Raw genomic sequence first — 15039 nt, forward strand, 5'->3', positions numbered from 1 at the left:
CATATATTGTACTCAATGGTACTTTTCGGCGGCATTCGTACCCTATTCCGGTTGGCTACGTTGCGCCACTAAGTCATCGTTAGACCATGACGCAGTGTTACTAGGATACGCTGCGGAAGAAAGAACCTGATACTTAAGTTCAGGGGGTCACGGCACCGGCTTGGCAAGCGGTGGCAAAGCAACCCGGGCAGCTTGAGATGCTAGCTGCTCCACGGGGTACTCGCCGCTTTTGACCTTGGCCACGGCACGATCGATGGCAGGAATCAAGTGGGCAGTATTAATCCACAGAGCCTGATCCGCGCCAGCAACGAGGGACTGAGCAATAGCCTCAGCGGCCGGCATCCGGTTCGTAATGGCCTTCATGCCGGAGAGATCGTCCGTGAAGATGATGCCATCAAACGGCTTGCCGCCAGGATATTCGCCACTGCGCAACAATTTATAGGCAGCGGGGTTTAATGATGCCGGCACGGGCTCACCCAACCCAGGAACCACCATGTGCCCCATGAGCACTGCAGCAGGTTCCACGGTGAGCGCTGTGGCATATGGGACCAGATCGAATGACATCATCTCCGCCAACGGTGGCGTCACAACGTCCTTAAGATGCGAGTCTCCGGAGGCCCGGCCGTGACCTGGGAAATGCTTGAAAACGGGGAGCACTCCGGCGTCGCGTAGCCCCAGAGCATAGTTGGTGGCATACTCCGCCACACGCTGTGGCTCATCCGAAAAGGCACGGTCCCCCACCACATCGAGCCCCAGTGCGTCCACGTCTACCACCGGCGCAAAGTTCACATCAATACCCTTGGCTTTGAGCGCATTGCCCATGTCAAAGCCTTTACCACGCACGAGCTTGGGCGACAGCGTGTCAGCCATGACCCGCGCCGAAGGATACTGCCCCAAAATGTTTGCGTGGCGGAGAACTCGCCCGCCCTCAAAGTCAATGGAAACCCTGAAATCACGGCCCACTATCTTCTTCAATGCTTGGATATCGCGCCCTGGTGTGGTGAGCAATTCCTGATTGGTGGTGGATGTAATGAAGATGCCGCCAACGCCTTGCTTGAGGGCGAAAAGTGCGTCATTAAAATCACGCACTCCCACGTGCATCAGGCTGGCAACCGCTGCCCTGACATCCACCACCGGTGGCGGAGCCTGCGCCGGTTCTGGCCCCAGGGTAGGCGCCGGGGGCACGTAGGTAGCCTGAACCGTGGTTGTTTCCTGGGTCGCCGAACCTTCGTTGCCCCCACATGCGGAGAGCGCAGTTGCGGCAACGATGACGATGAGGGGGATTGCCCAAAAGCAACGACGGGTATTTACGCTCATAGACCTACTTCGGGATAACGCATGAAAACTATCCTAAATATTTCTGTGGTTCGACCTAGAATTGATTCTCCACTCACGCCGCATTTTACGGTGTTGCGGGGTGTGGATTAAAAAAAACAAGACTGCTAAGGTTGTGAGCATGGCTTTTGATTCCGATTCTCTGAACCGTCGCAGCGTGGGCCCAGCTATTGCCAGCGCCGCCGTTGGTGCTGCGTTGGGAATCGTCGCCGTGGTGGGTGTATCCTTCTTCTCCTCCAATGAGACCGTGCCCGAATCCGGTGCGACAACCGCTGATACCTCACTTCTGGGCGACCCAGAGTACGGCTCAAGGCAATAGCCCGTGCCGGCGCACATCGTAGGGTGGCTGGGCGCCTTTGTCCTCGCATTTGTGCAGCCGTTCGGCAAAGTAGCTGCCGACACCAAACACGACTTAGTGGCCAATCCCCATGGTTTCTTGAGCGGGGCTCTGCACGCGTGGACGGACACTTTCCCGCTGGGCCAAATGCAAAACCAAGCCTATGGCTACGTGTTCCCTCAGGGCCTGTTTTTCCTTCTCGCGGATCCGCTACCGGACTGGGTAGCACAACGCCTGTGGTGGGCGTTGCTGATGAGCATTGGCTTCTCCGGTTTCCTACTCCTTCTACGCCGAGCACAGGTGGGCACGGAGTTCTCCCGCATCCTAGCTGCGGTGTTATTCGTTCTCTCCCCACGTACCCTCACCTCGTTGGGCGCCATCAGCTCTGAGGCGTGGCCCATCATGCTGGCGCCGTGGACACTCTGGCCCCTCCTAGCCACCCACTCTTCCCGGCGCCCCCAAATCCCAACGTGGGCTATTGCCTCGAGTGTCCTTGCCGTCTCCTGCATGGGCGCGGTGAATGCAACGGCCACCATGGCTGCCTGCGTCCCCGCCGGCGCCTATTTGCTGTACCGCCGCGCCTGGCGCGCTCTCGGGCTGTGGCTTCTGGGCTGCGCTTTGGTCAGCGCATGGTGGATTGTTCCGCTTCTTGTCTTAGGTCAGTACGCCTCCCCTTTTACGGATTACATCGAATCTGCCACTGTCACCACCAGCTGGCTGGGGTTGGCGGAGATATTGCGAGGAACCACTAGTTGGGCGCCATTCGTAGAAACCGAGCGCATTGCCGGAAATCTTGTGGTTTCCAACCCGTATTTCGTGGTCATCACCCTCGGCATCAGCGCTATTGGCTTGATAGGTCTTGCCAAGGCACCGCGCTACTGGCTCTATCTTCTGGCCCTTGGCATCGCCATCCTGGGTGGTGCACACCTAGCCATCAGCTTTCTTGACGGCCCTGGCGTTGCCCTCCGCAATGTGCACAAGTTTGACTTACTGGTGCGCATGCCGCTCATGGTTGGTGTGGCCGTGGCGCTTTCTACCTTGCGCATCGGGCGAACCACCCCGCGGCAAGCGTCTCTGGCGGTCCTTGCTCTCCTGTTGGTGGCGTCAGCGACCTCCCCCGCATGGTCCGGCAGACTACTGCCACGGGGAGCATATGATGAGGTGCCTTCCTACTGGCACGAAGCCACGGACTACATCAATGAGCACGCCAAGAACACCCGCACGCTTATTTGGCCGCCGGCACAGTTCGCACGCCAGGATTGGGGCTGGACTCGTGATGAGCCAGCGCAGCCGCTACTCAGCGTGCCATGGGTGGTACGCGACGCAGTTCCTCTAGTGAATCCGGAGGCTATCCGCTCGCTTGATGGTTTGCGCTACCGTTTCAGCCAGGAGAACCTAGCTCGCATGGGCGTGGGTGCCGTTATCGTTCGCCACGATCTGGACACTACAGACCGAACTACAGCTAGCCTCTTGCCTGGCATGGACGCTACTAGCTTTGGCGAGGTTGACGTAGTGCTCATTGATCCCGATCGCACCATGGGAATAACCTCCGCTGCCAAGGTGCCACGAGTCGCTGGCGGCGGAGAGGTACTCAACATGCTCGGCGATGGCACATACCGTCTGGTAGATGGTGGCGCACAGATTGTTACCGATACCCCCATGCTGACTGGACGCAACTACGGCGAACTCGGCTCCGTTTCCGCCCCGCTGGCATCCTCGGAGGAAGCCACAGATGTTACTAACCCCGTGAAGGATTACCCCAGCGTTGGGCCACTTACTAAGGTGACGGGCGTGGGAGAGGTCACCGCATCCTCCTCGGCAGCTGATTCCTCCAGCTTTGGTGGCGCGAATCCTGCCGCATCGGTCACTGCGGCCGTAGACGGCGATGCAGATACAGCCTGGTACCCCACCCCCGGCCCCCAGTCCGGCCAGTGGTTAGAGCTTCGCCCAACAAACACCGCTGCGATCAATGTTGTGAAGATCCAAACCACGGGTGATGACGTGGAAATCACCTTTTCTTCCGGAGATGCGAAAGTCACCGAATACGTCGAGGCAGGTCAAACTCATACCATTCGAGTGCCAGGCCCCGCCGATAAACCGGTGAGGATCACGTTAGGTGCCTCGCGCACCCCAGTGGGCATCGCCGAGGTTTCTCTCTCAGACCGCCCAGTGACGCGAGTGGTTACCGTCCCAGATACCAGCCCCGAAGTGCAACAATTTATCTTCCAACGCGTCTTTGTGGACACTGGGACCATCATTCGTTCTTTCACCGCCCCGCGGGACATGACCGTGAGGGTGGAACCATCCACCTGCTATCCGCGCGTCTTCATTGATGGAGTCGAGTACACCTGTGGCGATGAGGTCAAGCTCACCGCTGGCGAGCACGAACTACGCAGCGATGTCACGTGGGTTAAGCTCACCGCTTTGGGCTTTGATCCGTCGGGGGCATCCACCCAGACGCTCACCCGCACTGGTGACGCGGGAGTAAGCGCCCAAGTGGATGTGGGGGCGTCTGATGAAGATCGCATCCTGGTCACCACGCGTGCATTCAACTCGGGCCTGCGGGGATGGCTGTCCACTGCTGAGGGAGACCTTGCACTGGAGTCCACCACCATCAACGCGGGCTCCCAAGGATTTGTCATTCCAGCAAGCAAGGAAGGGCAATTCCGCATGGAGTTCGCCGGAGACCGTGCCTACCGCCTCGGACTGTTTGCCGGCGGAACCCTCGCGATCATGACGGTATTGGGGTTGGCAACGTTTGTTGTGCGTAGGAGATCGCCCTGCGTATGGGATCAGATGGGCCCACGGGGCGCGAACCTGAGAGTATTCGCAGCTGTTACGGGTGCGCTCAGCCTTGCAGTCGGCCCGTTTGGGTTCCTTGCCGGCGCTGTTGCGTGGGCGATCATTCGATTCACGCTTATTCCGCGGCGGATGCTCATCACTGTGCTCATGCTGATTGCCGCTATGTGGCTGGGGCGCGCCGCGTGGCCGAGCGAGAACTACGCGGGAAACACCCTCATGTTGCAGTTGGTTTGCGCTCTGGCGGTGGCCACAATGAGCAGTCCCAAGCCGAAAGGGACAAAAAACTAAACTTTGACGCCTTTTTCTGGCAAAAGTGTGGAAAAAAGCGGTCAAAGTTTAGTTTTTTGTCCCATTGCTTCTAGCCCAAAGCCGTGGCAAAGGCTCCACCTGCCCAGAGGGAAATGGTTACGGCTGCGCCGGAAAGGTAGTTTAGCCACAGGAATACACGCCAACTCTTGTTGGCTTCCTCGCAGGTTTCATCAGTGATGTTCCAGTATCGCGCGGTATTGGCCACGTAACCCAGCGCAAAAATGCCTACTACCCAGGCAAAACCTGGGAGTAGGAACAGCAATATGGCGGCAGCCAAGTAGAACAAGGCCGCCAAGCGCGTGGTCGCACGAGCGCCAAAGGCAGTTGCGATGGAGCTTAATCCACCCTCGCGGTCAGCCTTGACATCCTGAACTGCACCCAGGGCGTGGGAGGCCATGCCCCACAGGAAGAATGCAGAGATGCCCATCCAGAAGTGTGTGCTCAACGCCGTGCTCACCAGCGTTGCGCCCACCAGCGCGGGGCTTACAAAATGCACGGATGAGGTAATGGAGTCCAGCATCGGGCGCTCCTTGAAGCGCAGTCCCTTGAAGGAGTACGCCAGCACCATGAACAGGGAGAACGTCAGCCATAGGTTGGAGACTAGGTTGCCCTGCCAGTACAGGATTGCGGCGAATGGTGCGACGGATAGGCCTGAGGACCACAGCAGTGCTGGGTGCAGGGCTTTGGACAGGACTGCACCCTCCACACCACCCTTGCGGGGATTGCGGATGTCAGACTCATAGTCGAACACATCATTGATTCCGTACATCGCGATGTTGTACGGGATTAGGAAGAAGATCACTCCCACGATCCACAGCCAGTCAATCTGCCCGCCGGCAATGATGTAGGCAGCACCGAAGGGAAATGCAGTATTAACCCAGCTGATGGGGCGGGACGCAGCAAGAACTGCTTTCAAAGTTGTCATTTACAGCTCTCGCTTAGTCTGGGTGTGGTCGTGTGTTGTCTGTCCAAGGTGGCTCAGGCCGTTCCACACTGCGGGAACAATCAGTACCACAAAGACGGCGTAGAAAAAGTCCTCCACCGGAACGAGGCCCAGTTGGAGGCCAAGGCGTTGTGCTTCGCCGTAACCCACCAGTCCTGCCCAGATCATCAGGTTGTCAAAGATCGCGGTGAGGATGAGCACGACCGCGCCCACGGCGAGCGTAGTTTTCACCTGTGCGCGATAAGCTCCCCGGCGCGCTACCCATACGATGATTGCTACCAGCAGGAACGGGAGGGAAATGTACACGTACGTCATGCCACGGCCTCCTGCCCTGCAAAGATGCGCCGGAAGAAGCTGGTCAGGTTGATGGTGAGATAGGTGAGGAAGAACAAGAAGATGGGTTCCTCCAGCGGCATCTCAGGGGCGAGTTCAATGCCCGTCATGTACTGCGTCTCTCCGCGGAAGAAGGTCCCGGTGGCGATCCCCAGTGCGTCCCAGATCAAAAATGCAATCACGGTGAGGATGCAGGTGGTCCACGCGGCTTTCTTGTTGTGGAAGAAGGCCAGTTTCCAGCGGTGATCGCAGATGATCATGCCCATCATGGAGAAGGCAAGGAAGCCTAGGTAGAAGAATGAGCTAACAGTCAAAGGCCTAGCCCTCCGTGTAGGGGCTTGGGCCAGGTGTGGTGTCCCCGTTGATGCGCTTGAGTACGTTCTCAGCGGAGATCAGGCACATGGGAACGCCCACTCCCGGTACCGTTGTGGCACCTGCGTAGTAGAGGTTAGCAACGTGCTTGGACTCGTTCTTTCCGCGGAAGAAGGCGGACTGTTTGAGCGTGTGAGCGGGCCCGATGGAGCCCGCGGACCATGCGTGGTAGCGGTCAGCAAAGTCTTCTGGGCCTAGGGTCTTGCGCACCACGATGCGCTCGGCGAGGTCAGGAATGCCAGCCCATTGCGCGATCTGCTCGATCGTGGCATCCGCGATGGAGCTCACAGCTGGGGATTCGTCGTCGCGGTAGGCGTTGCCGTGTCCGAAGCTTTCCGACGCCGGCACGGGCACCAGAACGAACAGGTTCTCGTGGCCCTCTGGGGCCACGTTCGGATCCGTGGCAGACGGCTTGGAAATGTAGATGGAGTGCGAGTGCCCCAGTGGTCGGGAAGCCTCCGGGCCCTCGTATACCGCGCGGAAATCCGCGGTCCAGTCCTCGCTGAACAACAGCGTGTGGTGGAGTAGCTGCGGTAGTTCACCCTTGACGCCGAGGAACAGCAAAACGGTGCCCAGACCGGGATCGCGCTTCGCCCAGTAGGACTCAGGGTACGTGCGCAGCTCTGGGGGCAACAGCTTGTTCTCAGTGTGGTTCAAATCTGCCGCAGAAACCACGATGTTAGCGTCCAGCTGCTCCACGGTTCCATCGAGGTTTCGAACGGTTACGCCGGTTACGTCTGCCTTCTTGGTAGGCAGCGCGCGAGAGACTTTAGCAGCAACGGAAGTGAGCGCGCCCTTTTTTGAGGTGCGGTTTTCGTCGAAGGTGGTTCGAATGGCGGTGGCTTCAGCGCCGAGCTTAAACACAACGCCGGCTTCTTTTGCCAGTTTCTCCACTGCTTTCACCACGGCATCGAAGCCACCCATGGGATAGCGCACACCCTCCACCAAGTCTGTGTGGCTCATCAGGGAATACAGCGCTGGGGTCTTGGCTGGCTGAGAAGATAGGAATACGGCTGGGTACTGCAGCACCTGCTTGAGACGGACATCCTTAAACAGTGCAGAGACTTTGGACTCCAAGTCCTTAGTGAGCAGACCTGCGAGGTTTCCCAGGCGGTCTTGCACGTCCTTCTGTCCCATGATTGGGCGCAGGTCCTTGAAGGTGGTGTACAGGAAGTAATCCAGTGCTATCTGGTAGGAGTCACTTGCCTCGTCCAGGTACTCACGAATGCGCGCACCCGCGCCCGGCTCAATGGATTCGTACAGGTCAGCGACCTTGTCCACGCCGGTGGAGAGGTCAACCTTTTCGCGGTTTTCTGGGTACAGGCGGTACGCAGGCTCCAAGTCCACCAAGTCATACGCCTGCTGTGTGGTGGTGCCACACAGACGGAAGAAGTGATCAAAGGCCTCCGGCATCAGGTACCACGATGGGCCAGTGTCCCAGCGGAAGCCCGGCGCCTCAGGGGTTTCGTAGGTGCCGGCCCGGCCACCGGCCTCGGGGAGTTTGTCGATGAGGGTGACTGGGTAGCCATCGCGTGCCAGCAGCGTTGCGGTTGCAAGCCCGGCCACGCCAGCACCAATGACGATGACCTTTTTGTTTTTGGTATTCATGATGGGTTCCTAGGGTTAGCTGCTGTCACGGCAGTGATGAGCGGACAGCAGTGGCGAGGATTTTAAGTTTGGTGGGTTGGGAGACGCTCACGCGGGTGGTGGCCACGTGCTTAGCGGGGAGGGAATCGATCTGATTGTTCAGCTCTTTGAACAGGTCAGCAGCAGCGCGTACGCCTACGCGGGCGCTGCGCGGTAGTAGTGGGATCACTGCATACGCCGCGTTGAGGTCTGCGTTGATGTCGTCGACAAGCACCCGCTTGGTTTCCTCTGTGAGCGCCTTGTTCTGGAGCTGTGGGAAGTAATCACGGCCGAGGCCATGAGTGTCCTCTGCGAGGTCGCGCAGGAAATTGACCTTCTGGAAGGCGGCACCGAGGCGGCGGGCGCCATCATCCAGGCGGGCGCGCTCTGCGTCACTGACGTGGTGATCCACCATGAACGCGGCTACGCACAACAGGCCGATGACCTCCGCGGATCCGTACACGTAGCTCTCGAAATCATCCTTGTCGTAACCCGACTGGCTGATGTCTCGGCGCATGGAGGCGAAGAAGGCCTTGACGTGCTCGTCCTTGAATCCACACCGACGCGCACTCAGGCCGTACGCGTGCAAGACAGGATCCGTGTGAAAGCGCCGATGCGGGGCCTCCAAAACCTGCTGCTCATACTCGTTGAGCATGGCCGCGATGTCGTCATTACTGACTCCTGCCTCCCCCGCGGTGCCGTCTACAATCTCATCCGCAATGCGCACCATGGCGTAGAGGTTTCGGATATCCGTGCGCACCTGCCCCTTGAGCAGGCGGGTGGACATGGAGAAGCTGGTGGAGTACTTGGCAATAACCTCGTGGGCGCTGGCTATGCTCATGGCATCATAACGAGCCAAGTAGCTGGGCGTATCTGAATGATTACCGCGGAACATAGGTGTAGACCAGCCCTTCAATTTTCTTGGTTACTCGGTAGAGGCCTTCCGTGACGTCTTCTGGGAGGTTCGCATTAGCGATCGCCTCACGAGCCTTGCCCAAGTGAATCTCGCATTCATCCACTACCTGTGCCACTGCCTGGGCTATATCTTCAACGCTCGGGTCCTGTTTGTTCTGCAGGCGGAAAGTCAACATAGTCACGCGACCTTGTAGGAGGTCACCTGCCGCTTCCTTTCCGGTATCTTCCGTACTGCCCACAACACCGGCAATATCATCGGCGGCCTGGAACACCATGCCCAGTTCATAGCCGATCTTTTCCATGGCGATCAGTTCAGATTCGCAATTGCGGCCGGCTGCAAGAGCACCGAGCTTTAGTGGCGCGGTAAAGGTGTAATCGCTGGTTTTGAGCAAATTTGAAAGATAAACCTGCTCCAAGGTGGTGGCCTTTTCATCAATGCGCATCAGGTGGCCGATGTCTAGGATCTCACCAGAAACCGTCACGTTGCCGGCGCGCGAAATCACCTTCAGGGCATCCTTGATCAAAGTGGGGTCAAGATCAGAATGTGCCAGCATCTCAAACACCTGCATGATGGCTTTGTCACCAGCAACAATCGCTGTGCTGGTGCCCAAGTGGTCCGCATCATCGTGGCCCAGATGCTTCAAGTAGTCGCGCGCAGATGCCTGAATGGTGAGGTTTCCCCGGCGTAGGTCATCACGGTCCAAGATGTCATCGTGAATCAAAAAAGCACCGTGCAAAAGGTCAACGCACGCTCCAAACAGGTCCACAGCCTCTTGATTAGCGTGGCTGCCCGCGGCAGTGGCAACCAGGAGGCTGCGAATTCGCTTTCCGCCCGATGCAACGTGCCTAATGCCACCGTGAACTTGATTCAGCAACACGGAGTTGTACACTTCATCGGCCTCAGTTTGGCTTCTAAGAAAAGCGTCCAATGCGACTGCGGCACCACTGTTTAGTTCCGAACTCACTGGTGCTGCTCCTTTCGCTCGAGCTCGTGCATCACTGCCTGCGCAATACGCCTCGGCAACAGACCACGCTGGCTGAGCCTGATAGGCGGGGACTGCGTACGGAAGTTAGTGAACATTGTGTGGAATCCGCGCTTGAAACGAGTCATCACCTGCCGGGCCCCAAACAGTGCCCTGCCATCCATGACAACCTCAAGATCATCCTGGTACCACACAGTTTGCGTGGGGCGCACTTGAAAGGAAAGGTGCATGTCTTCGTGGACGAACGTGTCCGAGAAATCCACTGACTCCTTCACCGTGTGCCACCAGCTGGCACGGATGGAGTACAGGGTGCCGAACATGGGGTTGTGCCCTAGTGCGGACTTCGTGCTGGAGCGGTAGGCGCCCACATAGCTTTTCGACGCAATCCGGTCCCACGGCGCTGGTAGCTCGAAGGTGGCCGTGCCTGTGACCGCAACCACCTCACGCGCGCCTGTGGCGCGCTGGCTTTGGTCTGCGGCGTTCCACGCCGCATGCATTTTCGCGATCAGATCCGACGGGGCAACGATGTCGGCGTCGGTACGAAAAAGGATGTCACCAGAGGCATTGTTGAAACCCGTTTGGGTAGCCCAGGTAATTCCCCTTCTGGGCTCTGCCACCACCCGCGCGCCGTGGCGCTTGGCTACCTCGGCAGAGTCATCGGTACTACCGTTATCAACTACCAGAATCTCATTAGCAGCAATGGTTTGCTGGTTGAGAGAAGTAAGTGCACGATCCAGAAGCGTCGCGTCATTCAGACACGGAATTATCACGCTGATTGTCCGACGTTTGAGCCCCCGAGCATGGGTTGTGGCTGGTGAAACACCGCCCATAGTCCGTAGAAATCCTTCCAAAAGCCCACATCCCACCGCGCATTTTCATGCGCATAAGACCCAAGCTGTCTAGCTGTAAAGCCCTCTGACTGCGCGTTCACCGAGGTTCTAACACCCCAAGGCCACACACGAGCCGGAAGCCGCAACGCCAACGGTTTTTGGTTCGAGCTTCCCCTTTAGAGGGCTCGAAGGAAAATCGATCGCGCGCAAAGTACTTATACGAGACTACCTGACATATTCTGAATTAAATAGACTCTGCTACAAAAAATGTGCTTCTTTCTTCATTCCTCCCATGAAGAAAGACCTTTGCCTAAGAAGCTCGTTCCTAGGCAAAGGCCCCTTCACATCGGCAGACAGATTGCCGATCTAACCTAAGCTTTAAGCACCAATGATGAACGCCTCGAGCTGCGCGCGAGCGTCCTCATCACCCATCTGCACAGGTGGGGACTTCATCAGGTAAGCGGACGCAGGAAGAACTGGGCCAGCGATCTTGCGATCCAACGCAATCTTCGCCGCGCGCACTGCATCAATAATGATGCCTGCGGAGTTAGGTGAGTCCCAGACCTCAAGCTTGTACTCGAGGTTCAGTGGAACCTCACCAAAAGCCTTGCCCTCAAGGCGAACGTAAGCCCACTTGCGGTCATCCAGCCACTCCACGTAATCCGATGGGCCGATGTGAACGTTGCGATCGTGCACCTTGCCGGCGATTGGAGATTCCTTCAGGTTAGAGGTGACAGCCTGAGTTTTGGAGATTTTCTTGGACTCGAGGCGGTCACGGTCCAGCATGTTCTTGAAGTCCATGTTGCCACCAACGTTCAGCTGCATGGTGCGCTCCAAGCGCACGCCACGATCCTCAAACAGCTTTGCTAGAACGCGGTGTGTGATGGTTGCGCCGACCTGGCTCTTAATGTCATCACCAACGATTGGAAGTCCCGCATCCGTAAACTTCTGGGCCCACTCAGGGTCAGAAGCAATGAATACTGGGAGCGCGTTAACAAAGGCACAGCCGGCATCGATAGCCGCCTGAGCGTAGTACTTGTCAGCTTCCTCAGAACCGACCGGCAAGTAGGACACAAGAACGTCTACTTCATTGTCACGCAGAACCTGTGCAACATCTACCGGCTCTTCCTGAGACTCCTCAATGGTCGCCAGGTAGTGCTGACCCAATCCATCGTATGTAGGGCCACGCTGAACGGTGACACCCAGGTTAGGAACATCAGCAATCTTGATGGTGCAGTTCATGCCAGCTTCAGTAGCTTCCGCTAGGTCCTTGCCCACCTTGTCCGCATCAACGTCAAAGGCCGCAACGAATTCCACATCGCTAACGTGGTAATCACCAAACTGGACGTGCATCAGGCCCGGGATCTTCTCCTCCGCTGGGGTGTCCTTGTAATACTCAACACCCTGAATCAGCGACGTCGCGCAGTTGCCCACACCGGCAATCGCAACGCGCACCTTCTTGTTAGCCATGGCTAATGAATCTCCTTTGGTAAGACACAAGCAAGCCTTCAGCCCTAACTCCATGAGATGAAACTGAGCAGAAGTACTAGACCTTGAATCTTTAGCTCTCGCGCCCACGCGCACAACGCGAGCACGCATCTGATTAATAGGTTGAGCGCCTGAGCAATCAATGCCCACGCACCGCCGCCAGAGCGACATTAAAAACCAAGGTTAAACCTCAAATTCATAATGGTCACGAATGCAGCAAAAACCGTATCGATCAAGTAAACAAGCCCGCGTCAGCGATTCCCGCCTCTGCCAGCACCAATAGAATTAGTGTGATTTAGGTAACATATTTGCAGAATCTTCTTAACTGTTCAGAAAGAGGTGGCAATAACGCAACGCCACGGCTCACGCCCTAGAGCCGTTCCTTTGCCTGTGCAGGAGAAATAGTTCTTTTCAGCCAGAAATTCTTTACCCACGCAGCCCCTGGCTGCTCAACCAAGTAGTAACTTGCAGCAGAGACCCCCACGCCCACCACCAAGGTCACTAAAGCCACAAGAAGAAACTGCCCACTAAAAACGGAGATGCCAAGGATAGGAAACACTGCACTCAACACCGCAATGTGCCACAGGAATAGTGAATAGGACCATCGCCCCAATAACGTCATCGCAGCGGAAGCCAGCAAACTCCGCTGATTGCCCAGAGCGTATGGACACAAAACCACCACCGCAAAAACGGTGCCCGCCAACAGGCGCAACGCGAATTCCACTGGGCTCGGATGGACCAAACCTAAAGGCCCATACCAATCCTGTCCGGCCACCCAGCACACGCCAAGAGCAACAGGCCAGCACACAAGTTTTGTCCACTGAGGAAGATACAGACGCCCCTCAAACTCCGCAACAATCATGCCCACCATAAACCACGGCAAGTAAGAGAATGGGAAGATCTGAAAATTCACCCCAGGCTCAGGCCACGGCATCAAAGCCCACAAAAAGCCGAGGACAGCAAGCAACCCGAAAATAAGAATGCGTTCCCTCCGAGCCCGCCCCCGCACGAGCACGGCTATGAGGGGAAGCGCAAGGTAGAAGGCCACTTCCACGCATAATGACCACAGATGGGTGAGTCCTCCTGCGAGGCCATGAGGAATATAGATCTGCGTCAGCGTCAAGGTAGCCACAGTGGTACCGATATCAGTGCCGAAGGCCTCCGGCAATAACGCTAGAACAGCAACAACGCAAGCCCAATAAGCCGGCATAATTCGGGCGCAACGCCTGAGATAATAGCCCTCTAGCCGAAAGTTCCTCCACAGCAGAAAAGCTGAGAGTGAAAAAAAGACAGAAACAAAGAAATCAAAGCGGGCGAGGACTGCCCCACCAAAAGTTTCCGGATCTACCCCAGTCTGAAACGCCACATGCGTAAGCACAACGCCTACGGCAGCAACCGCCCGCAGCCCTTCAAGCTGAGGCAGGAATCGCGGTAATGATCCGCCGGTATCTCCATGGGTAGTCAATTAAGGATCCTCATTACCGTTAGTTGACCAGACTCCTTCACATCTGCGCTTGTACCAACTACTTTGCCAAAACTAGTAGTCTAAAGCGAGAACACTTGGTGAAACTCCCCACCGGAAAGGACCAGCGGTGCCACGAAACAGCCACAACCGCTCTAACGCTCACTCATGGGCCATCCTCGGCGCCCTCATCGCCTTCATTCTTTCCGTAGCAATCCCAGCAATCACCATCGGCTCGATGAAACTGCTACCTCAAAACGTGGAACAAACCATCAGTAGTAGCCCTTCACCGGCAACCCTCTTCGACCCAAAAGCCAACTGCCCAATAGGCGCACCCCGCAGCTGCTACGTAGTTGACACAACAGCCCAGCTCACACGGGAGCAAAAAATCAGCGCCGCCGAAACAAAGAAGAACGTCAACCTGTCCGTGAACGAGGAGATCGTTCTCACGGACAATAACCACACCATCATCTCCACCAATGACCATCTGACATTGATCCGAGATTCCACCTACCCAGTCCTAGACCCCTCATCCAAGGTGTCAGTCACGGCGCCCAGTTTTCACATGAACCTAGGCACCGGTGAATTCACGCGAGACGGGCTCCAATACTATTTCCCCTTTGAAACCGAAAAGCGCTCGTACGACTTTTTCGACTTCTACGCCCAGCGCACAATTCCCCTTGATTTTCTGGAGGAAAAAGAAGACACATACGTTTTCACCCACACCATCACGCCAGAAAACCTCATTGACTCCGCAACCAGGGCCTACACTCACCCAGACGATATCTCTGATGAGCCCACGAGCGAGCCACTCCAATCCGAACTTTCTGACAGCCAACGCCAATCTCTTCGAGACATGCTCGTTACTGCGCCCGCCAGCGAGTTCTACCCACAAGGAACCAGTGTGACAGGCACAAAGGTGTCCGGCACCGTTATCCTCAAGCCTTATTACACTGTCACCCGAACAATCGCAGTGGAGCCCAACAGCGGCATCATATTGGACCGCTCAGACGATGTCTTCTTCTACCTAGCGCAAAGTGATGAAGAAGCCCAAGCAACTGCCGAGGCATTTGCTCGTGATCGCACAATCATCAAGGCCGATAACGACATGCGTACACGCACACTGTTCCAGACAACGTTGAGCTGGGACGAACGCACGAAAACTCAAGCTAAGGAAGCGGCCGCCCCTACCAACTCCACCCTTGCTAACTTGCGCATCTTCGCCTTCATCTGCCAAATAATCGGTCTGAGCCTGCTTGTCTTTGGCCTGTGGCGCTACAACTCAATCCGTAAGGCGTAGTGCG

Annotated in this window: 13 protein-coding genes; 3 read left to right on the forward strand and 10 right to left on the reverse strand. The window is 56.8% G+C overall.

Features of this window, described 5'->3' with window-relative positions; translation table 11 throughout:
- Positions 1-147: 147 nt before the first annotated feature.
- Positions 148-1317 carry a glycoside hydrolase family 3 N-terminal domain-containing protein gene (locus ACXM2N_RS10715; RefSeq protein WP_458488559.1) on the reverse strand — a complete coding sequence of 390 codons (1170 nt, stop codon included), beginning with the start codon at positions 1315-1317 and terminating at the stop codon, positions 148-150.
- Between the two features lie 139 nt (positions 1318-1456).
- On the opposite strand from ACXM2N_RS10715, the gene ACXM2N_RS10720 reads away from it, so the two are divergent.
- Entirely contained in the window at positions 1457-1654 is a 198-nt protein-coding gene (locus ACXM2N_RS10720) for a DUF2613 domain-containing protein (RefSeq protein WP_458488561.1), read from the forward strand.
- 3 nt (positions 1655-1657) lie between these two features.
- On the forward strand, positions 1658-4762 hold the full coding sequence (locus ACXM2N_RS10725; RefSeq protein WP_458488563.1) for an alpha-(1->3)-arabinofuranosyltransferase domain-containing protein: 3105 nt from the start codon (positions 1658-1660) through the stop codon (positions 4760-4762).
- A 70-nt stretch (positions 4763-4832) separates the two neighbouring features.
- Here ACXM2N_RS10725 and ACXM2N_RS10730 read toward each other — a convergent pair whose 3' ends face one another.
- The 9 genes from ACXM2N_RS10730 to ACXM2N_RS10770 all read right to left on the reverse strand — a co-directional run bounded on the left by ACXM2N_RS10730 (position 4833) and on the right by ACXM2N_RS10770 (position 13738).
- The gene (locus tag ACXM2N_RS10730) at positions 4833-5708 is read right to left on the reverse strand and encodes a prenyltransferase (protein ID WP_458488565.1); all 876 of its coding nucleotides are present in this window, start codon (positions 5706-5708) and stop codon (positions 4833-4835) included.
- Positions 5709-6041 (reverse strand): lycopene cyclase domain-containing protein, encoded by a 333-nt coding sequence (locus ACXM2N_RS10735; RefSeq protein WP_458488567.1) that lies wholly within the window; start codon positions 6039-6041, stop codon positions 5709-5711. It lies immediately after the preceding gene.
- Entirely contained in the window at positions 6038-6373 is a 336-nt protein-coding gene (locus ACXM2N_RS10740) for a lycopene cyclase domain-containing protein (RefSeq protein ID WP_458488569.1), read from the reverse strand. Before ACXM2N_RS10740 ends, ACXM2N_RS10735 begins: the two co-directional genes overlap by 4 nt.
- 4 nt (positions 6374-6377) lie before the next feature.
- Entirely contained in the window at positions 6378-8039 is a 1662-nt protein-coding gene (gene crtI / locus ACXM2N_RS10745; RefSeq protein ID WP_458488573.1) for a phytoene desaturase family protein, read from the reverse strand.
- Between the two features lie 25 nt (positions 8040-8064).
- Positions 8065-8952, reverse strand: a complete 888-nt coding sequence (locus tag ACXM2N_RS10750) for a phytoene/squalene synthase family protein (RefSeq protein ID WP_458488576.1) — start codon at positions 8950-8952, stop codon at positions 8065-8067.
- Entirely contained in the window at positions 8939-9937 is a 999-nt protein-coding gene (locus ACXM2N_RS10755) for a polyprenyl synthetase family protein (RefSeq protein WP_458488578.1), read from the reverse strand. Before ACXM2N_RS10755 ends, ACXM2N_RS10750 begins: the two co-directional genes overlap by 14 nt.
- Positions 9934-10785, reverse strand: a complete 852-nt coding sequence (locus tag ACXM2N_RS10760) for a glycosyltransferase family 2 protein (RefSeq protein ID WP_458488580.1) — start codon at positions 10783-10785, stop codon at positions 9934-9936. Before ACXM2N_RS10760 ends, ACXM2N_RS10755 begins: the two co-directional genes overlap by 4 nt.
- 378 nt (positions 10786-11163) lie before the next feature.
- On the reverse strand, positions 11164-12255 hold the full coding sequence (locus ACXM2N_RS10765; RefSeq protein ID WP_458488582.1) for an inositol-3-phosphate synthase: 1092 nt from the start codon (positions 12253-12255) through the stop codon (positions 11164-11166).
- 388 nt (positions 12256-12643) lie between these two features.
- Positions 12644-13738: an acyltransferase family protein gene (locus tag ACXM2N_RS10770; protein WP_458488584.1), complete on the reverse strand. Its 1095-nt coding sequence runs from the start codon at positions 13736-13738 to the stop codon at positions 12644-12646.
- A gap of 127 nt (positions 13739-13865) precedes the next feature.
- Here ACXM2N_RS10770 and ACXM2N_RS10775 point away from each other — a divergent pair, with 127 nt between their 5' ends.
- Positions 13866-15035: a DUF3068 domain-containing protein gene (locus ACXM2N_RS10775; protein ID WP_458488586.1), complete on the forward strand. Its 1170-nt coding sequence runs from the start codon at positions 13866-13868 to the stop codon at positions 15033-15035.
- Positions 15036-15039 lie beyond the last annotated feature (4 nt).

Source organism: Corynebacterium sp. ZY180755 (assembly GCF_054331495.1).